Here is a 17,795-nt window from a genome sequence, read left to right as displayed (position 1 = left end):
GGGGTTCGTGGATCGCACTCCAATCACCAACGTACACACCGCCATCGACAGCACATTGCCGATGTACCCATGCATATGACTGGGTAAACGCTGGCTGATGGCAGCGGCCAGCGGCGGCGCCATCAACGCCCCCAGGCTTGCGCTGAGCAGCACCACCGCCCAACCACCGCCCAGCGTCAGCACCGCCGCCGGCACAATCGAAACGATCGGGATATACGTCGGGTACCACCCGCGCTGTATCCACTGCCTGCGCCATACCAGCACACCAATCAGCGAGGCCAGCACCTGGCCACCCACCATCTCCAGCACCAGTTGCGAGCCGTAGGCCGGCCCGGCCGGTGACAGCAGGTACGCCGCCAGTACGCCCAGCAACAGGCCCAGGCTGGCCAACTCGTTGCCGAAGAAGGGCGCTTCGCTGAAATCGGCCAGCACCCGTCGCAGTGTCCACCTGACGCCATGGTCCGGCGTGGCCGTATCGATAGCCGGGGCCGCTGCCGGCACCTCGACAGGAGGCGTAGAGCGCACCAGCTGCGGAAACTGCCGGCACAGCATGAACGCCAGCACACTTGCCGCCGCCATGCCGCCGACGTTGCCGATCACCACCGGCAGGTCCAAGGGATAGCACAGGTAGTTGACCAGCAGCAGGCTGGCCGGCGTCACCAGCAGTGCGCCCAGCAGCGCACCGTTGATCGCGACCTTCCAGCCGCCGCCGAACAGCATCACCATCGCCGCCGGCAAGGAGACGAACGCGACGAAGGTGGGCTGCCAGGTGCTGGCGTTCAACGTCCAGCCCCACAACGCATGGCTGAGCACCAGCCCCAGCAGCGAACTGGTCACCAGCCACGGCCACCGCCCTGTGCCGTAGCAGATCGCAAAACCCTGCCACGCCCTGCCTGTACGGTGCGCCCAATGCGCCAGCGCAGCCCCCAGCAACAGCCCGATCGCAGGCAGTTCATGCTTGTAGAACGCCACCTCACTGATATCGCCGACGATCCAGCGCAATCGTGCCAGCGGCTCGTGCAGGTTGGCGACCATGTGGGCATAGTCCGGCCATACGCCGACCCATGACGCGGCCCGCCCGGTGACCACTTCGATGAACACACCGGTGAACAGGGAAACGCACACGCACATCAGCAGCAGTGGCACGAAGCTCGCTTGGGCCTTGTCGATTGACTTGTCCATGCCCCCTCCTCAGCGCGGCAGCGCTGGATGCTGGTCGTAGCCAAGCATCGCGCCATAGCAATCGGTACGCCGGTCACGCGGCAAATCGTTGAGGCTGTTCCAGATCGGCGCGCTGCGGGCGGCACTCAGGTCGACATCGGCGAAGAGAATGCACTCGTTCTCGGGGCCCGCCACCTCGCCCAGCGGCCAGCCATTGGTGCCGGCAATCAGCGAACAGCCCAGGAAGCGCCCGCCGCGCTCGCTGCCGATGCGGTTGGCGGCAGCGATGTAGACGTTGTTGACGTGGGCCGCGGTGATGGTGAGGTAGGACGCCATGCACTTGCCGCTGGCATCGAACAGCGGCGGCGGCGTCCATACCCAGTTGTTCAGGCTGCAGATGATGTCGGCGCCCTGCAACGCCAGCAGGCGTGGCACTTCAGGAAACCATACATCCCAGCAGATCATCAGCCCGATACGACCGATCGGGGTTTCGAAGACCGGGAAGCCCAGATCGCCCGGGGTGAACCAGAGCTTTTCCTGGTTCCACAGGTGCGCCTTGCGGTAATGCCCCAGCAGGCCCTCAGGCCCGAACAGCACGGCACTGTCATACAGCTTGAGGCCTTCGCGCTCGGCAAACCCCGCCACCAGGTACACCTGGTGCTCACGGGCAAAAGCGCGCCAGGTCTTGATGCTGGGGCCATCGTCCAGGGTTTCGGCATGCGCATAGGCTTCTGCGCGGGTTTCGAAGGTGTAGCCGGTGTTGGCAAGCTCCGGCAGCACGATCAGATTGGCGCCGTCATGCACCGCCTCCTCGGCGAGTTGCAGACCTTTGCACAGGTTGTTGTCGCACTCGTCCAGCCCGACCTGCGGATCGAACTGGATGACCGCGATACGGACCGGGCTGACGGGGGCAGTAGGTGCAGGCATGGGGGGGGTGTCCTTCTTGTTGTTCGAGTTGTCGTTGGGAGGCTTTCCAGTGGACAAAACAATCAACACGAGGGACAAGTCAGACCCTTCCGGCATTACTGCAAGGCCGCGCTCAGGCCTGTAGGAAAGGCCCCCGCCAGGACGCCCGGGGTTGCACGCGATAGTGCGGATACAGCGCCATGCTGAAGCCGCCGTTGAACAGCGCCTGGGTGTTGTTGCACAGGTTGATCACCGCATCGATGGCCGTGCGCAGGCACGGCTCTGTCCAGCCTGCATCCACCGAGAACGACTCGCCTGCCAGGTACAGGCCGCTGTGCTGCGCATGCTCGCGGCTGTAGCGCATCAGGCTCACGGCATCGTAGTAGGTGCCTGCCCGGTAGAGCTTGGCGCAACCCAAGGCGTTGCGGTCAGTCATCCAGCGTTGCACCCGGGCGTTGCGCGTATCGACATAGGGCGAAATCGGAGCCTGGATGTTGGTGCAGCGCAACAGGATCCGATCCAGTTCCTGCACGCACTTGTGCACCAGTTGCTCATCGCTGAACGACGCCAGTTTCGTCGCATCGTCTTCCCAGGTGTAGCTGAGCAGGATGCAGTCCTGGGCGTAGTGGTCGTTGTAGCCGTAGGCATAAACATCGTGAATAAAGCTATCGGTGACCAGAATTTGCGGGATGAGCCGATTGCGTTGCAAAAAGCTTTTCTTCAAGGGCGCGTACACTTTGCAGCTGGTTTCCCAGTGCGCCGTCTTGTACGCATCGATGATGGGTTGAGGCAGCATCGCCGGTGTGAAGCCCTCCAGCCGCACCGATGTTTCGATCAACCAGGAGGGTAGCGTGACAATCACCGAGTCGAAATCCTCTGCGAGCACGGTGCTTGCCTGCGGGTTGCTGGCGTGCCACTGGTACTGCACGCGAATCTGCTGATTCGGCAACTTGCGCAACCCGCTCACCGAGCTGTCGGTGAGCAGTCCATCGGATCGGGTACACAGGTGTTCGTAAGGCGAAACGCCGCCGTGCTCCAGGGGCATGAACAACAGGCACTCGTCCAGTGCAGCCAAGCCCAGGTAGGTGGGTGAGGCAAATCGCAGCCCCTTGCTGTCACGTACCCCATGATTGGGCGGGACCGGCGCGTCCAGAGGAGCTCCCTGCTCATCCACCCGACCATGCACCAGCTGCAGATGGCTGCTGAAACCGAAGATTGCGGTTCGCAACGGGTACAGGCTGCAGACATCATAGAACGCCCCCCAACTGCCATCACCGATACCGATGGCGTAGAAAATGGCGGACTCTGCGGCGCTCATTCCCAGGCCGCCAAAATCTCCTGGTGTTTCCGGGTTCCACGCCTTGATGGCGGGTAACCTGACCAGGTCACGGAACGACATCGCCTGGTAGCGCTCGACGATAGCTGCCCACAGGTCCTGCCACTGCTCGCTGCCATAGACCGGTGCCACCGTCGCAGTCATCCGCTGGGCAAAGACACGCCATTTTTCATGCACCTGCTGCAGCGTGGCCGTGGGCGGTGATGTCTGGCCATCCGTATTGGTCCAGATCAGCAGGGTCGGATCCCCCTCGCCGTCCAATAGACCTTCGCGAAGGTAGATGCCCGTTGATCGAACCGCGGGCGTGCCAGGGTTGGGGAAGTCAGAAAGGCGCAGATCGAACTGGCTGGCGTAGTAGGCCATCAACGAGCGCCCGTCCTTCGGCGCTTCGCCGGTGCGATTGAACAACGGCATGCGCATGGCGCCCATTTCGAAGGGCGTCGAAGGGGCCGCGCTCGGCCGGGCATTGTTGACCAGCGTCATGTGCCGGCCGCCAATGCGGTGCGATTTTTCGATGAGGGTGATGTGCGTGAAGCCGCAACGCAGCAGTTCACGGGCTGCAGTCAGGCCGGTGACGCCTGCGCCCACGATGCAGATACGGTGTTCGGCACGCTGGACCCTGGCGATACCACCGACCTGCTCCAGCAGCCTGCGGTAGTCGAAACACAGGTCGGGTGGGTTGGGGAAACGGGCCGACCAGCCTGGTGGGGTGTCTGCCAGCGTGGCCGCGATGTCGGCGGGGTGGTTGTAGGTGGAACCGATGGTCATGGGCTGTGCTCTGCTTGAATGCGCGAGTACACAGCCTGAAGACGATGTAGGCCAAGCAGGTGCTACATAGTTGAGCAAGCCTTACTCGGGCAGCTCCAGCGCAACCCCGCCCGGATGCTGCCTGAGCACCCGATACGGCAGCACCGCCCAGTCCACGCCGCGACAGTGACGCTGCACGCTGTCGAACACCGGGTCGAACTGGATGCCCTCGGGCGTGAAGCGCCAGGTCGGTGTCTGCCAGACCTGTGGCTGTGCATAGTCACAGCCGTTCTCGCCCACCTCGGCGGCCATGCGCTGTGGGTACAACTGCTTGAGCTGTTCCAGCAACCAGGGTGCAAAGGTACGTGAACGGTACTCCATGTAGGCGCCGAAGCTCACCGTGGCAAATTGCTCGGGGTTCGGTCCCGGCTGGTACTCGTAGTGGAAGGGCTTGCCCTCGCCCACCCACAGCACATCCTCCAGTGTCAGCAGCGTGCCCGACTCCACTGCCAGGTTGAGCGGGACATCGGTTGGCAGCATCGGTGTACCGTCGCAGCTGTAATCCTGGACCACGCTCACGCTGACCAGGGCGTTGGTCATGTAGCGTGGCGTCACCGTCTGCCGGTAGTAGCCGCCCGGCCGCCCCAGCAACATGCACTGGTGATACGCCACCACCTCACTCGACAGGCGTGCGCGCAGTTGCTGGTTGACGCGCTTGAGTTGATCCTGCGGGTAGCCGTCTTCGACCACGAACGTGCTCAGCCCGGACGACGGCTCATTCAGCCAGCGTAGCGGGTAGCCACGAAAGTTCTCAAGTTCGCCGGGCATCAGCGGCAGTTGCATCAGCCTCAGGTACTCATACGGGGACTCGGTGTACTGTCGGGTCAGGAAAGGGTCGGCATCCCCCCACTGCTGCGGCAGGCGCGCAGGCAACAGCGTGATCGGCAGACGCTTGCCCTGCGGGCTCTGCCATTCACCTTGCAGGCCCCCTTGCGCCGCAGGCCACAGCGCTAGCGTCGGCAGTGACTCGACGCCTGCATCCGGGGCTGGTTCGTGCCCCTCTACCAGGTGAATCTGCGATGCCTGAATGTTGCCGGTGAGCAGCAGGTCGTGATGGTGCTTTGCATAGAAGTAACGGCCGCTGACGTCCTCGGGGACGACACGGTTGAGTTCCAGCACGATCGACTGGGTGCCGAGGGTGCCGGTGAACACTTCGCTGTCCAGGCGCGCCTGGGCCGACGAGGCCGCGCTCAGGGCCGCGGCCGTCAGCAATGCAGCGCAACATCCTTGTTTCATGGGGGCACAATCCGCTGTTTGAAAGGCGGCGATTATGACGGGTTTTGTGGACAGCGGTGAGGGCTGAAGGCGGGTGGTTGCGCCTCAGTCTGTCGTCGAACAAGGCGCTGGATCTGTGTGGCGCAGCACACCCCTGCCAGGCAACTAATTGCGTGGCCGCGGATCTTTACTCAAAGCCCACCACAGAAGCCTCCCCATGAACGAGCACAAAAGCGGCAAGACCCCGGGCCTGTCTGCAGACGAAGAGCAGGAAGTCAGCCACAACCAGCCACCCCGCGCAGCCGTACTGCACGAGATCATCCGCGCCCAGGGCGACAAGGAACTGCAACGCACCATCGCCGCCCTGTGGTGGTCGGCACTGGCCGCCGGGCTCACGATGGGCCTGTCACTGATGGCCATGGGATTGTTCTACGCCCGCCTGCCCGATGGCGACAGCAGCCAGGTCATCGCCAGCCTCGGCTATTCGGCAGGCTTTCTGGCAGTGATCCTGGCACGCCAGCAACTGTTCACCGAAAACACCCTGACCGCCGTGCTGCCGGTCATGACCAAACCCACCCTGAACAACGCCGGTCGCCTGCTGCGGCTGTGGGGCGTGGTGCTGTTCGGTAACCTGGTGGGCACGGTGCTGGTGTCCTACGTGATGCTGCACCTGCCGATTTTCGACAGCAAGACCGACCTCGCCTTCCTCGAGGTAGGGCGCAAGGTGATGCAAAACGAGATCGGGCAGATGTTCGCCAAAGGCATCATCTCGGGCTGGATGATCGCCACCATGGTGTGGATGATCCCCTCGATGGAGAACGCCAGGATCTGGATCATCCTGCTGATCACCTACCTGATGGCGCTGGGCGACTTCACCCACATCGTGGTGGGTTCGGTGGAGGTGTCGTACCTGGCATGGGCCGGTGAAGTGAGCTGGCAGCAGTTCTGGCTGCACTTCGCCGGGCCGACCCTGGCCGGCAACATCGTCGGCGGCAGCTTCATCTTCGCCCTGATCAGCCACGCCCAGATCCGCAGCGACGCCGGCCTGCCCGATGGCACCCTGAGCAAAGGCCGCGAACGCCCGCTGCCAGGGCGACGCGACCCGACGGATGCACCCTGAGGGCCACGCACACGCCACCTACATAGCCCGCACCAACCTTGAAATGGCCTGCAAGGCCATTTTTGATTCCGCCTGGACTGTTCAGAATATTGATCAAAATTATGCGATGAACGGCGCTTCAGGCAGATCGGCAAATCATGACTCAAACTACCAGCGGCAAAGGACTTTCATTTGTCAGGAGAATCTACCTGCCGCGTATCATCGGCTCGAGCCTGGGCCTGGTCAGCGTACTCTGCGGCCTGCTGCCGCTGGGCGTAGCGCCGTGGGTGCTGGCCCTGGTGGTGTTCAACGGGCTGGGCTGGCCGCACCTGGCCTATCGATTGGGGCTCAGATCGCGCTCGCCCTACCAGGCCGAGCGGCGCAACTTGCTGATCGATTCGCTGATGGGCGGTTTCTGGGCCGCCACGGTGCAGTTCAACCCGCTGATCAGTGTCACCATTCTGGCCATGATGAGCATGAACAACGTCGCCGCCGGGGGCCAGCGCCTGTTCATCCAGGGCATGCTGGCCCAGGGCACGGGCATGCTGGTGTCGATCGCGCTGCTGGGCCCAGGCCTGCAGTTGAGCACCAGTGCGGTGCAGGTGTACGCCTGCCTGCCGATGCTCACCCTGTACCCACTGGCACTGGGCTGGGTGTGTTATCGCCTGGCGATCAAGCTCTCCGAGCACAAGCTCAGCCTCAGCGCACTGAGCCGCACCGACAGCCTCACCGGCCTGCTCAACCACGGTTCCTGGAAAGACCTGCTGCAACTGCGCTTCCAACTGTGCCAGCAACACCATGGCCAGGCGGTGATCGCGGTGATCGACATCGATCACTTCAAGGCCATCAACGACACCTTCGGCCACGTGGTGGGCGACTGCGTGCTGCGCCAGCTCAGCGTGGAGCTCAAGCACAACCTGCGCGACGATGACCTGGCCGGGCGTTACGGCGGCGACGAATTCGGCGTGATCCTGCCGGGCAGCACCCTGGAGCAGGCAAGCCAGGCCATGGAACGCCTGCGCCAGCGTGTCAGCGACTACCGCAACGAACAACTGCCGCAGCTACGCATCAGCCTGAGCATCGGCCTGGCCAGTTTCGAGCCGCACTTCAGCGACCCCATCAGCTGGCTCGATGCGGCGGACCAGGCGCTGTATGCCGCCAAGCGCGAGGGCCGCAACCGCGTCAGCAGCGCCCGTGCCGATGTGGCGCCGTTGCGCCTGGCCTACCCGGACTGAAACTGAAGCCTCAGGCCAGCGCCAACCGGGCCCGCACCAGCGCCAGTACGCGTGGTCCGACGTCATCGAACCCCTTGTTCTGTGCCACGATCTGCACCCCTTCGAGCAGCAGCGTCAATTCGAACGCGGCCTGCTCCGGCGCGGCCAACCCAGCCTCGGCACACAGGCGCTGCAAGCGCTCGGCCTGACGCCGCTTGTGCGCCTCGATCAGCGCCCGCGCCGGGCTGTCGCACACCGGCAGTTCGGCCAGGGCATTGGTAAAGGCGCAACCACGGTGCGAGGACAGCACCGGCTCCTGCACCAGAAACTCGGCAAAGCCAAGCATCTGCCGGGCCGGCTGCCCGTCATGCTGGGCCGACAACTGCGCCCATAGCGCATCGTAGTCCTCGATCATGCGCTGCACCCACTCCAACACCAGCGCATCCTTGGACTCGAAATGCCGGTACAGGGTCATCTTGGTGGTTTGGGCCGTTGCCGCAATCGCATCGACCGTCACACGGCTGATGCCCTCATTGAAAAACAGCGCCTGGGCGGCCTCCAGCACCCGGTCGCGCGGGGCCAGCCGAGGGATTGGTTTTTCACGCATGCACGACTCCAGTTGACGACGATACCAATCGGTATCAATCTATACTAATCGGTATCACTCGATACCCTTGAGTATTCTATCCGCAACTGGAGCCCTCATGAAACTTTCCGACTACACCGCACACGACGCCATCGGCCTTGCCGGCCTGGTCCGCCAGGGCGAGGTCACTGCTGCCGAGGTGATCGACGCGGCCCAGCGCGCCATTGCCCAGGTGAACCCGGCGCTCAACGCCCTCGCCGAACACTGGCAGGACGAGCCCGTACCTGACGCTGGTGAAGGGCCGTTGCACGGCGTGCCGTTTCTGATCAAGGACCTGGCGATCAGCATGCAGGGCCGCGCGCATGAGTTCGGCAGCCAACTGGCAGTGGGGCTGCGCAGCGAGGCCGATTCGTTCCTGATGCGGCGTTTTCGCGAGGCTGGGCTGGTAACCCTGGGCCGCACCACGGTGCCGGAACTGGCCATCAGCACCACCACCGAATCACGCTTCAGCGGCCCTACCCGCAACCCGTGGGATATCAGCCGCAGCGCGGGCGGTTCCAGCGGCGGTTCGGCCGCGGCAGTGGCGGCCGGCATGGTGCCGGCAGCGCATGCCACCGATGGTGGAGGCTCGATCCGGGTACCCGCCGCTGCGTGCGGATTGTTCGGCCTCAAGCCGGGCCGTGGGTTGATCTCCATGGGGCCGTATCTGGATGAAGCGTGGAATGGTCTGGCCGTGCAGGGTGTGCTGAGTCGTACCGTACGTGACAGTGCGCTGCTGCTGGAGCGCATGGCAGGTGCGGAGGCCGGTGACCCGTTCAGCCTCTCGGCGCCCGTCGAGGGTTACCTGTCGGCACTGCAAAAACCGCCCCGCCCGCTGAAGGTCGCGCTTCTGATGCACCCGCTCAATGGTCAGCGCAGCGCGCCGATGATGGTCGCGGCCCTGGAGGCCGTTGCGCAGATGCTCGAACAGCTGGGCCATCGCTGCGAAGTGGTGACGCTGGACATTGGCCTGCCGTGGGAGGCGTTCGTCGAACTCAATGCAGCGTTCTGGGCCAGCAATACGGCCGCCTGGCTGGAGGCGCTGAGCGCGGACACCGGGCGGGCGCTGAATGCCGATCACCTGGAGCCGGCCACCCTGGCCCTGCATGCCCACGGCCGCCAGATGAGTGCCTGCGACCTGCTGACAGCCATGGACCAGCGCAACACCGTGAGCCGTCAGATGGGCAGGTTCTTCTTGGAACATGACGTCTTGCTCAGCCCGACCCTGGCCGCGCCGGTGCCGACGATCGGCGCGTACAACGCCGGGCAGGAGCAGTTGGACGGGCTGGGCTGGATGCACCGGGTGTTCGACCACTCGCCGTTCACTGCACTGGCCAATGTGTGCGGCACGCCTTCGATGTCGATGCCGCTGGTGCAGGATGCGCACAGCGGGCTGCCGGTGGGGCTGCAGTTCAGTGCCGGGGCGGGAGGGGAGTCGTTGTTGCTGAGCCTGGCCGGGCAGTTGGAGCAGGCCATGCCGTGGGTCGGGCGCCAGCCTGCGGTGTGGGCGGGCAATTAACGGGGCTTGAGCGCCTCTTCGCTGGCAAGCCAGCTCCCACAGGGTCCAGCTCCTACAGGGTAATGCAGCGCATGCCTACTCTGTGGGAGCTGGCTTGCCAGCGAAAGGGCCGGCATGCCTTACTCAGGCGCGCAGCCGACGCTGCGCGGCAATCTCCGGCAAGTCGCTGCGGCGCAGGTACACCCGCAGCGGCTCGCTGATGTTCAGCCGCTCGTCCACGTTCTGCGCCAGCAGCACTTCGATCAGCTCGCGGCGCAAGCTCATCACCTCGCCATTGCCCGACTGCCACACGAATTCATTGCTGGGGATGATGCTGTCATCGGCCACGTCCATGCCGAACGAGTCTTCGCTGAAGCGCACGATATGCCGGCCAAGCTTGTGGTTGAAGCCGACGAAACCCTTGAGCTGGTCAGCCGCGGCGCAGATGTCCTGGGAAGTGATGTGCATGTCAAACCTCACTGAGGCATCCCTGTGGATGCGGGGTGAACGGAATTGGCACGCGGGGCGGGAGGCCTCAGGCTCCCCTCTGTCGGAGAAGCTCGGCACACAGAGATTACTGGAAATACACCCCCGCCTGACAAGGATTTTTTCGCTAGACTGCCAACCATCAACGCCTTGCCGCCAACCACGTGGACGCTCCATGAGTACTGCCATTACCGCCGACCTCGCCACGATTGCGCGGATCAACGCCGTGCCGGCGATCCTGCAGGTGATCTGCGAAACCACCGGCATGCGCTTTGCCGCCGTGGCCCGCGTCACCGACAGCAACTGGACCGCCTGTGCCGTGCTCGACAGCCTCGGCTTCGGCCTTGGCGTGGGCGGTGAACTGGACCTGACCACCACCCTGTGCCATGAAATCCGCGGCACCCACCAGACCATCGTGATCGACAAGGCCAGCGAAGATCACCGCTACTGCCAGCACCACACGCCGCGTATCTACAAGTTCGAAAGCTACATCTCGGTACCGGTGTTCCGCACCGACGGCAGTTTCTTCGGCACCATCTGCGCCCTTGACCCTGCGCCCGCCAACCTCACCGGCAGCGCCATCCAGCCCATGATGGAGTCCTTCGCGCGGCTATTGACCATCCAGATCGAAAGCGAGGAATCGGCGCAGCGCACCGAGGCCGCCCTGCACAAGGAGCGGGCCAACGCCGAGTTGCGCGAGCAGTTCATCGCCGTGCTCGGCCACGACCTGCGCAACCCGCTGTTCGCCATTACCGCCGGCGCTGAACTGCTGGTCAAGCGGCTGCAGGACGAACGCTCGCTGACCATCGCACAGCACATCCTTACCTCCGGCCAGCGCGCCACCCAACTGGTGCGCGATGTGCTGGATTTTGCCCGCGGCCGAATGGGCAACGGTATCGTGGTCACGATCCAGCCCTGCCCCGACCTGGACGCGGCACTGCGCCATGTCGTCGCGGAGTTGCAACGGGTCTACCCGCAGCGCGACGTACGCCTGCACATCGATGACCTGCAAGGCGTTCACTGCGACCGTGAGCGGGTGACCCAGTTGCTCTCCAATCTGCTGGCCAACGCCCTGCACCATGGCGATGCGCAGAGCCCGGTCGATGTCTCGGCGCGCATCAATGGACAGGTATTCGTGCTCGGGGTGCACAATCAAGGGCCGCCGATCGCGGCGCCGGTCATGGCGCAGCTGTTCCAGCCCTTCTCGCGCCCCCTTCAGGACACCCCGCAAAGTGGCCTGGGCCTGGGCCTGTACATCGCCAACCAGATCGCGCTGGCGCACGGCGGGCGCATGGAGGTGGTGTCCAGCCTGGAAGCGGGGACGCTGTTCAGCTTTCGCCTGCCCCTGGATCAAGCTCTGCCGCCAGCACCTGCGCCAGCCACGCCTTCAGCCCCTACCCCGCGCCGGTAACCCTCACAGGGTGGCGTACAGCACCTGCAGGCGGTCCAGCGCTGCCTGCACGAAGTCTTCGGGCAGGTCCTGGATCACGCGGCTCGGTGCCAGGAACAGGGTATCGCCGTGCTGTGCCTCCAGCGTTTCAAGCACCTGCATGCGCGCCTCGCGCTCGCAGGGGTAGTGCTCGCCGAACAGCGCCAGTGCGGCGCTGAAGGCCAGCAGGGTGACCGGCATGCCCAGGCTGTGCAGCCCGCGCAGGGCGATCAGGGCCTGGTCGCCGGCGCTGTTCCAGAAATACTGGTCCAGCGTGCCGTTCATGGTTTCGGCCTCGAGCCACCACAGCGCGATGGCCTCCTGCTCCTCGGCGTGCAACTGCTCGAAGCCCTCTGCCCAGCGTGCTTCAAGACGTTGCCAGGTGGGGCTGTCGGTAATGCTCATGCACGTGTCCTTTGATGCCGGTTGAACCAGGGGCCGCAGTATAGGTTGCGGCCTACTCTTCCTGCACGTGCACGCTGGCGGTCATGCCGGCACTGAGGTTGACCCCCGCCGGTACCTCGTCGAGCTGGATGCGCACCGGGATACGCTGCGCCAGGCGCACCCAGTTGAAGGTCGGCTCGACTTCGGCCAGCAACTGGCTGTCGGGGGTGGCGTTGCGGTCGGTAATGCCGCGGCTGATGCTCTGCACATGGCCTTGCATCGGCTCGCCGGCACTCATCAGCCAGACCTTCACCGGTGCGCCGACCTTGATCCGCGGCAGCTTGGTTTCCTCGAAATACGCCTGCACGTAGAAGGTCGAGTCGTCCACCAGCGCCATCACCGCCTGCCCGGCGTTGACGTAGTTGCCTTCGGCCAGGCGCAGGTTGGTGATATGCCCACTGCGCGGCGCCTTGACCTGGCTGCGCGCCAGGTTGAGCGCCGCCACCTTGACCTCGGCCTGCGCCTGGCGCAGTTCGCCACGGGCCACCGCCGCATTGATCTGGGCGTTTTCGCGCAGCTCGGCACTGATCGCCTGCGGGCCCAGCGCGGCACGCCGCGAAGCTTCATGTTCGCGCAGACGCAGTTGCTGCTGACGGGTTTCGGCGACCGCATTGGCCTTGTCCAGTGCCGCCTCGAAGCGGTCCTTGTCGATCGACATCAACAACTCGCCGGCCTTGACCTGCTGGTTGTCATGCACCTTGAGTTCGCGCACCCACCCCGACACATCGGGCGCGACGATCACCACATCGGCGCGGATCTTCGCGTCACGGGTCCAGGGCGTCAGCATGTAATAGCGCCACAGCTCCAGGCCGGCGAATACCGCCACCGCCACCAGGCACAGGGTTACTGCAACACGTACGTAGGCACGCATGGTCAAACTCCTTACAAAGGCCCCAGCACGCGGGTGATCAGGCTCAGAATACAAACGAACAGGGCCGTGTCGAACAGCGCTTCATGCCAGACCCACCGCCCCAGTGGTGTGAAGCGCAGCAGCAGGCGCACCACACCGGTGACGGCCAGCGCCAGCAGCGCGTAGATCAGAAACGGGCTGAGCAGTACCCCGCCCAGCGCCCATTCACGCAAACCCATGAATTTCCTCCTGCCGTTGGCACCATTGGGCCCAGCTGCGCTGCAGTTGCAGCACCGCGCCCACCGCCAGGCGCAGCGGGTCGCTGGACGGCAGTTGTTGCAGTGCCTGGATAAAGGTGTGGCTGGCGGCATCGAGGCGCTGCCCACGGCCAGGCCCCGGCCCCTGCGCCAGCACGCTTTCCAGCTGTTGCAGGTACTCGCGCTGGGCACGGTCGACGGGCACCTGCGCCACTTGCAGGCACATGCGCAAGTGCAGCAGTTCGTCGCCGATATCCAGCCCATGCAGGCCGTCGTCCCAGCGCCCGCGCTGCGCCTCAGGCAACGCCGTGTAATGCCGCGCCAGTTGCAGCAGGCGGTCGGCCATGCGCCCGCCAAACCAGGTCTCGGCACCGCGCAGCTCGCGCCGGGTCAGGCGCACCAGGTCGCTCTGGGTCGCGGCGCGCAGGCGACGCCCGTGCCACGCCGGGTTGCGCAGCACCAGCAGCTTGAAGGCCAGCACCGCCGCGCCCACACCCAGCAACATGGCCTGGGCACTGTTGAGAAAGGTGGCCACATCGAAGCTCATGGTATTGAGCGGCGCCACCAGCACGATGAAGTGCAGGCAATAGGAGGTGGCGGTGGCACCGATTTTCGGGTTGGCCATGCCCAGTGCACCGAAGAACAACGGTACGCCCATGCCCAGGCACAACAGCGCGAAGCCGCTCCATTGCGGCAACAGGATCTGGCCCACGAAGAAGGCCACCGGCACCGCCAGCAGGATGCCGCGCAAAAAGCTCATGCCGATCTGCGCACCGTTTTCACGGCTGGCGAACAGGCTGCAGACCACGCAGGTCAACACCAACCCGCCCGGCGCCGCCGACCACGCGGTGGCCAGCCAGAAGCTGGCCATGGCCAGGAACGCCAGCGCGCTGCGCGAACCGAACAGCAACGCCAGCGGCACATCGCGGTGCACCGCCAGGCTGTCGGGCAGGTCAGGCGGCGCCTTGCCCTGCTCTACCGCACGCAGGGCCAGGGTAGCGGCCATGGCGTTGTCCAGCAGCAGGGTCAGGCGCGCCAGGCAGTAATGCTGTGACGCACTGTTGTGCTCTTCATGAGCGGCGTCCCACACACGCTGGCGCAGTACCAGCAGCGCCGCCTGATCGGGCTCGGCCAGCGCGGCCTGCACCTCGGCCAGCCAGGGCGCCAGCACCTGCGCTTCGCACTCGTCCAGCTGGCGCCACTGCCGGCGTACAGAGCGGGCGATGCGCAACAGGATCAGCAACTTCTGGCTCAACGCGCGAACCGCACGAGCGCGCTCGCGACCCAGGCTGCCTTCGAACCAGGCATGCTCGCGCTGGGCGTCGACGGCCACGATACGCCCCAGAATCTCCAGCAGGCCTTTGCGCCCCTGCTCTTCGCCGGTCAAGGTGGCGCTGGCTGCCTGCAAGCCGCTTTGCCAGGCCTGGCGCGCCTGGCCGGCCAACTGCTGCTCGACCCGCAGCGGCCAGAGCAAGGCGCTGACCACGGTGGCGCAGATGATGCCGAGGCTGATTTCGGTGCACCGCGCCACTGCCTGGTCGAACACCAGCAGCGGGTGGTTGATGGCGGGCAAGGCAATGATCGCCACGGTATAGCCGGCCAGTACGAAGGCGTAGGCCCAGGCGCTGCGCAGCAGGGTCGAACAGGCCGTGCACAAGGCCAGCCACAACGCCAGTGCGAGCAGGAACAGCCAGGGGGTCTGGGCAAACAGGCCCATGAACACCACCGACATGATCGTCCCGACCAAGGTACCGAGCAGCCGCGCCAGGCCTTTTTGCAGCACCATGCCCGACAGCGGCTGGGCCACGATGAATGCGGTCATCAGCGCCCAGGCCGGCTGTTCCAGGCCCCAGCGCAACGCCAGCCACAGCGCCAGGCCACCGCCGAGCAGGGTCTTGAGGGCAAATTGCACCGCGAGTCGGTTGGGCGCCAGCAGGGCCTGCAAAGTGATGGGCACGGATCGAACCTTGGGAAGCGATGGAGTAAAGATAGACACAGAAAGGCAGGAAAGGTCAGGCGCAAATTATTAGCTAGCTAACTACTTATAGTCCAGAAGATTTTTCCCTGTGGTGCGCCGGCCCCCGGCAAATTCCAGGCAAAAAAAATGGGCAACCGAAGTTGCCCAAAATGCCTTGCGTGCTCGTGTAATCGGAAAGGATCAGCCTTGCTTGCGCTTGTTCGAATCCTTCCAGATGAAAAGTCCCAGGCCTGCGAAGAACAGCAGCATCAGGCCGACCGTCACAACGCCAGCGATAACCACATTATCGAAGAACATATCGGCCTCCATTCGCCTGCACCTGTCTGATGGGGTAACAGTAGCGAATGTGGCGGGAGAAGAAATTGATCGAGGTCAATGGCGCCCATCAACGGGCGCGGGAGGCGGGTGCAGGGTTGACCTGCATCAAGCTTCAGCGCTTCTTCGGCTTGCCCTTGGGCTTCTTCTTGCCTTTGCCCAGGGGCATGGCCTGCTCGAACGCCTGGCGTACTTCGTTCAGGCGCTTCTCATTGAGGTCGTGGACACGACGGGCGCGTTCGGCACCGAAGTCGATCAGGTTGTCGTCTTGGCTCATGCTCAGGCTCTTGGTAGGGACAGCGCAGCCTCAATGATGAAGGCTGTGGCGCGCGCTGAACAGTCCCGTTCAGACTTCGATGTCGACCAGCAGGCCCTGGCGCGGTTGCTCACCCATCAGCGGGGCCACCGGCACGGTGTTGTCGGCATTCACCTCGTCGCCCGGCAAGGCCTGGTACAGCTCCTCGTCCGAGGTCTGGCGCCGCTTGCCCTGGCGGCGACGCTGTTCATCGCGCAGCAATACGCCCGACTCCTGCGGGTCGCGCTTCTTGAAGTCGATGTTGCTGTCGGTGGCGCTGGGCTGAGCCGGTACCACCGGGGCAATGGTCGGTGGCTGGCGAACCGGGTCGTGTTGCGTGGTGACCGGGGCGGCACTGAGTGGAATGATGGGCGGCAGCATGGTTGTTGTTCTCCTGTCACCACTGTGTCGGCGGCCAGCGGGCGGCCTTGAGCGGCGATGGCAAAAGTGTGGCACCGGTCACACCCAAGGGTAGGCCCAAGTATAGTACGCTGCGCCTTCAAACCTAAGCCCATGGACAGGAGCGTTTTGGATGCCTCGCCCCCTCACCCTGCTGGCCGGCGCCTGCCTGGCGGCGAGCTGCATCGGCGCGATGGCCGCGCCGCCGCCGCTGTTCGGCGGCTGGCGCAACCTCGCCAGCGCAACCGAAGCCCCGGTGCGCGAAGAAAACATGCCCTTCGCCCTGCTGCCCGTCGACGTGGCCCGCGGCACTCGCCTGGCGCTGCTGGACGCGCAGCGCAAGCGCACCGTGTGCTGCCTTGAAGTGGTCAGCGTGCCACTGGAAGACCCTACCCTCAGGCATCGCTTCGACCTGCCCGAGGTATGGATCACCGACCTGCGCAATGGCTGGGACCTGGAGGGTCGCCCGTATGCGCCACTGGTGTTTGCCCTGCAACGGCGCGATGCACTGCTCGACTACCGCTTTGCCGAGCACGGCTACGACCACCTGGGCGGCTTGCTGGTGCCTGCCCAGGCACAGGTCACCCCGCTGGGCACACTGCAGCTGGGCGAGCGGCAATTCACGCTGCACATCGACGAACAGGCCATGGCCAACGACAACGGCTCGCTGACCCGCTACACCCTGACCGACACCCAGGCACCGCAGCACACCTATACCGTGGACGTACCGTTCGCCACTTACTGATCGGGGTCGTCATCCTCGATCGCCGGCGCCGACTCGTTCCAGGGACGCTTGAGCACGCTGTTCCAGACCTTGTCCAGATGCTCGCGCAGCACCGCCGGTGCTTTGGCAAGCGTCGGGCCATCTTCGCGCTCGCCGCCAAAGGCGTCCTCGCCCTCGGGCGCGATCAGTGACTGGCCGGTGATCACGTAGCTGGCCTGGCCCTCGCGCAGGTCCACCTGCAGGTCGTGCGGGTCGACACCGCCGCCGCAGAACGCGTGGCTGGCCACGGTCAGCTCGGCCACGCCGTCGTTGTCCAGGTCGCTGGCGCCGCTCACGTCGGTATAGAAACCCACGTCCAGGTCGAGCCCCGGGCAGGTGGTCTCGTTCTCGATGTTCCAGCGCGCCCTGAAAGGCTCGGCGTCGCTGCCGCGGCCATACAGGGTGGCGGTGAGCACCACGCGGTCGACCTCCTCCCGGGTTTGCTCGTCGCTGACCTGATCGTCCAGGCGGCTGAGCACCAGCACCGCCTCGCCGTCGCGATCACGAAAGTGCACATTCTGCACCGGGGCCTGCACGCCCAGAGCCGCCAAGGCGGGTGGCTCCAGCGGCGCAAGCAGTTCGAAACCCTGCTGTTTGCAGGCGCCGAGCAACAGCACGCCGCCCAGCAGGCAACTACGGTAAAACCACACGGGGTATCGGGGCATGGGTCGAGGCCTGTGGTGGCAAAGACGGCTTTCGTCGATGAAATCGCTAGACG

At 64.7% G+C, this 17,795-nt stretch carries 19 protein-coding genes; 5 read left to right on the top strand and 14 right to left on the bottom strand.

The window, feature by feature from the left end:
• The 4 genes from KUO17_RS21360 to KUO17_RS21345 form a co-directional block, all read right to left on the bottom strand.
• Positions 1 to 1,182 (bottom strand): hypothetical protein (locus tag KUO17_RS21360; RefSeq protein WP_217977487.1); only part of this gene is annotated, 1,182 nt, incomplete at its 3' end.
• A gap of 9 nt (positions 1,183 to 1,191) precedes the next feature.
• Positions 1,192 to 2,088 (bottom strand): nitrilase family protein, encoded by an 897-nt coding sequence (locus KUO17_RS21355; RefSeq protein WP_217977486.1) that lies wholly within the window; start codon positions 2,086 to 2,088, stop codon positions 1,192 to 1,194.
• A gap of 112 nt (positions 2,089 to 2,200) precedes the next feature.
• Entirely contained in the window at positions 2,201 to 4,171 is a 1,971-nt protein-coding gene (locus tag KUO17_RS21350) for a flavin monoamine oxidase family protein (protein ID WP_217977485.1), read from the bottom strand.
• A gap of 81 nt (positions 4,172 to 4,252) precedes the next feature.
• Positions 4,253 to 5,446 carry a hypothetical protein gene (locus tag KUO17_RS21345; RefSeq protein ID WP_217977484.1) on the bottom strand — a complete coding sequence of 398 codons (1,194 nt, stop codon included), beginning with the start codon at positions 5,444 to 5,446 and terminating at the stop codon, positions 4,253 to 4,255.
• A 196-nt stretch (positions 5,447 to 5,642) separates the two neighbouring features.
• Between KUO17_RS21345 and KUO17_RS21340 the strand changes: the two genes are divergently transcribed.
• Both KUO17_RS21340 and KUO17_RS21335 read left to right on the top strand, forming a co-directional pair.
• Positions 5,643 to 6,545, top strand: a complete 903-nt coding sequence (locus tag KUO17_RS21340) for a formate/nitrite transporter family protein (RefSeq protein ID WP_217977483.1) — start codon at positions 5,643 to 5,645, stop codon at positions 6,543 to 6,545.
• Positions 6,546 to 6,682: 137 nt separating this feature from the next.
• A complete protein-coding gene (locus tag KUO17_RS21335; protein ID WP_217977482.1) occupies positions 6,683 to 7,759 on the top strand; it encodes a diguanylate cyclase in 1,077 nt (358 codons plus the stop codon).
• Positions 7,760 to 7,769: 10 nt separating this feature from the next.
• Here the strand turns inward: KUO17_RS21335 and KUO17_RS21330 are convergent, their stop codons facing one another.
• The gene (locus KUO17_RS21330; RefSeq protein WP_217977481.1) at positions 7,770 to 8,345 is read right to left on the bottom strand and encodes a TetR/AcrR family transcriptional regulator; all 576 of its coding nucleotides are present in this window, start codon (positions 8,343 to 8,345) and stop codon (positions 7,770 to 7,772) included.
• A 97-nt stretch (positions 8,346 to 8,442) separates the two neighbouring features.
• On the opposite strand from KUO17_RS21330, the gene KUO17_RS21325 reads away from it, so the two are divergent.
• Positions 8,443 to 9,882, top strand: coding sequence for an amidase (locus KUO17_RS21325; RefSeq protein ID WP_217977480.1), 1,440 nt, complete (start codon positions 8,443 to 8,445; stop codon positions 9,880 to 9,882).
• 123 nt (positions 9,883 to 10,005) lie between these two features.
• On the opposite strand, the gene KUO17_RS21320 is transcribed toward KUO17_RS21325, so the two are convergent.
• The gene (locus KUO17_RS21320) at positions 10,006 to 10,329 is read right to left on the bottom strand and encodes a DUF2025 family protein (RefSeq protein ID WP_217977479.1); all 324 of its coding nucleotides are present in this window, start codon (positions 10,327 to 10,329) and stop codon (positions 10,006 to 10,008) included.
• A gap of 193 nt (positions 10,330 to 10,522) precedes the next feature.
• Between KUO17_RS21320 and KUO17_RS21315 the strand changes: the two genes are divergently transcribed.
• Positions 10,523 to 11,758 carry a GAF domain-containing sensor histidine kinase gene (locus KUO17_RS21315; RefSeq protein WP_217977478.1) on the top strand — a complete coding sequence of 412 codons (1,236 nt, stop codon included), beginning with the start codon at positions 10,523 to 10,525 and terminating at the stop codon, positions 11,756 to 11,758.
• 3 nt (positions 11,759 to 11,761) lie between these two features.
• Here the strand turns inward: KUO17_RS21315 and KUO17_RS21310 are convergent, their stop codons facing one another.
• The 7 genes from KUO17_RS21310 to KUO17_RS21285 all read right to left on the bottom strand — a co-directional run bounded on the left by KUO17_RS21310 (position 11,762) and on the right by KUO17_RS21285 (position 16,296).
• The gene (locus tag KUO17_RS21310) at positions 11,762 to 12,181 is read right to left on the bottom strand and encodes a DMP19 family protein (RefSeq protein ID WP_217977477.1); all 420 of its coding nucleotides are present in this window, start codon (positions 12,179 to 12,181) and stop codon (positions 11,762 to 11,764) included.
• Between the two features lie 52 nt (positions 12,182 to 12,233).
• Complete coding sequence (locus KUO17_RS21305; protein WP_217977476.1) at positions 12,234 to 13,091, bottom strand: efflux RND transporter periplasmic adaptor subunit; 858 nt, start codon at positions 13,089 to 13,091, stop codon at positions 12,234 to 12,236.
• Positions 13,092 to 13,102: 11 nt separating this feature from the next.
• Complete coding sequence (locus tag KUO17_RS21300; RefSeq protein ID WP_163942464.1) at positions 13,103 to 13,309, bottom strand: DUF1656 domain-containing protein; 207 nt, start codon at positions 13,307 to 13,309, stop codon at positions 13,103 to 13,105.
• On the bottom strand, positions 13,296 to 15,284 hold the full coding sequence (locus KUO17_RS21295) for an FUSC family protein (protein WP_217977475.1): 1,989 nt from the start codon (positions 15,282 to 15,284) through the stop codon (positions 13,296 to 13,298). The genes KUO17_RS21300 and KUO17_RS21295 overlap by 14 nt, the downstream gene beginning before the upstream one ends.
• A 201-nt stretch (positions 15,285 to 15,485) precedes the next feature.
• The gene (gene ccoM, locus KUO17_RS26795; protein WP_279538565.1) at positions 15,486 to 15,602 is read right to left on the bottom strand and encodes a cytochrome c oxidase subunit CcoM; all 117 of its coding nucleotides are present in this window, start codon (positions 15,600 to 15,602) and stop codon (positions 15,486 to 15,488) included.
• 133 nt (positions 15,603 to 15,735) lie between these two features.
• Entirely contained in the window at positions 15,736 to 15,897 is a 162-nt protein-coding gene (locus KUO17_RS21290) for a hypothetical protein (protein WP_178116334.1), read from the bottom strand.
• A gap of 69 nt (positions 15,898 to 15,966) precedes the next feature.
• Positions 15,967 to 16,296, bottom strand: a complete 330-nt coding sequence (locus KUO17_RS21285; RefSeq protein WP_163942458.1) for an aspartate-semialdehyde dehydrogenase — start codon at positions 16,294 to 16,296, stop codon at positions 15,967 to 15,969.
• Positions 16,297 to 16,447: 151 nt separating this feature from the next.
• Here KUO17_RS21285 and KUO17_RS21280 point away from each other — a divergent pair, with 151 nt between their 5' ends.
• Complete coding sequence (locus KUO17_RS21280) at positions 16,448 to 17,059, top strand: hypothetical protein (RefSeq protein ID WP_217977474.1); 612 nt, start codon at positions 16,448 to 16,450, stop codon at positions 17,057 to 17,059.
• Here the strand turns inward: KUO17_RS21280 and KUO17_RS21275 are convergent.
• Positions 17,053 to 17,742 carry a M949_RS01915 family surface polysaccharide biosynthesis protein gene (locus KUO17_RS21275; RefSeq protein ID WP_217977473.1) on the bottom strand — a complete coding sequence of 230 codons (690 nt, stop codon included), beginning with the start codon at positions 17,740 to 17,742 and terminating at the stop codon, positions 17,053 to 17,055. The two genes, KUO17_RS21280 and KUO17_RS21275, sit on opposite strands and share 7 nt — an antisense overlap.
• Positions 17,743 to 17,795 lie beyond the last annotated feature (53 nt).

Source organism: Pseudomonas aegrilactucae (genome assembly GCF_019168305.1).
In the GTDB taxonomy this organism is placed as follows: domain Bacteria; phylum Pseudomonadota; class Gammaproteobacteria; order Pseudomonadales; family Pseudomonadaceae; genus Aquipseudomonas; species Aquipseudomonas aegrilactucae.
The sequence above is the reverse complement of the archived record's forward strand: the minus strand, read 5'-3'. Positions and strand labels throughout refer to the sequence as shown.

Excerpts from the sequence above, each read along its gene's own strand:
- KUO17_RS21330 (WP_217977481.1), bottom strand. The coding sequence starts at position 8,345 with ATGCGTGAAAAACCAATCCCTCGGCTGGCCCCGCGCGACCGGGTGCTG.
- KUO17_RS21340 (WP_217977483.1), top strand. The coding sequence starts at position 5,643 with ATGAACGAGCACAAAAGCGGCAAGACCCCGGGCCTGTCTGCAGACGAA.
- KUO17_RS21325 (WP_217977480.1), top strand. The coding sequence starts at position 8,443 with ATGAAACTTTCCGACTACACCGCACACGACGCCATCGGCCTTGCCGGC.
- KUO17_RS21285 (WP_163942458.1), bottom strand. The coding sequence starts at position 16,296 with ATGCTGCCGCCCATCATTCCACTCAGTGCCGCCCCGGTCACCACGCAA.
- KUO17_RS21350 (WP_217977485.1), bottom strand. The coding sequence starts at position 4,171 with ATGACCATCGGTTCCACCTACAACCACCCCGCCGACATCGCGGCCACG.
- KUO17_RS21335 (WP_217977482.1), top strand. The coding sequence starts at position 6,683 with ATGACTCAAACTACCAGCGGCAAAGGACTTTCATTTGTCAGGAGAATC.
- ccoM (WP_279538565.1), bottom strand. The coding sequence starts at position 15,602 with ATGTTCTTCGATAATGTGGTTATCGCTGGCGTTGTGACGGTCGGCCTG.
- KUO17_RS21355 (WP_217977486.1), bottom strand. The coding sequence starts at position 2,088 with ATGCCTGCACCTACTGCCCCCGTCAGCCCGGTCCGTATCGCGGTCATC.
- KUO17_RS21315 (WP_217977478.1), top strand. The coding sequence starts at position 10,523 with ATGAGTACTGCCATTACCGCCGACCTCGCCACGATTGCGCGGATCAAC.
- KUO17_RS21275 (WP_217977473.1), bottom strand. The coding sequence starts at position 17,742 with ATGCCCCGATACCCCGTGTGGTTTTACCGTAGTTGCCTGCTGGGCGGC.
- KUO17_RS21310 (WP_217977477.1), bottom strand. The coding sequence starts at position 12,181 with ATGAGCATTACCGACAGCCCCACCTGGCAACGTCTTGAAGCACGCTGG.
- KUO17_RS21305 (WP_217977476.1), bottom strand. The coding sequence starts at position 13,091 with ATGCGTGCCTACGTACGTGTTGCAGTAACCCTGTGCCTGGTGGCGGTG.
- KUO17_RS21280 (WP_217977474.1), top strand. The coding sequence starts at position 16,448 with ATGCCTCGCCCCCTCACCCTGCTGGCCGGCGCCTGCCTGGCGGCGAGC.
- KUO17_RS21320 (WP_217977479.1), bottom strand. The coding sequence starts at position 10,329 with ATGCACATCACTTCCCAGGACATCTGCGCCGCGGCTGACCAGCTCAAG.
- KUO17_RS21345 (WP_217977484.1), bottom strand. The coding sequence starts at position 5,446 with ATGAAACAAGGATGTTGCGCTGCATTGCTGACGGCCGCGGCCCTGAGC.
- KUO17_RS21300 (WP_163942464.1), bottom strand. The coding sequence starts at position 13,309 with ATGGGTTTGCGTGAATGGGCGCTGGGCGGGGTACTGCTCAGCCCGTTT.
- KUO17_RS21290 (WP_178116334.1), bottom strand. The coding sequence starts at position 15,897 with ATGAGCCAAGACGACAACCTGATCGACTTCGGTGCCGAACGCGCCCGT.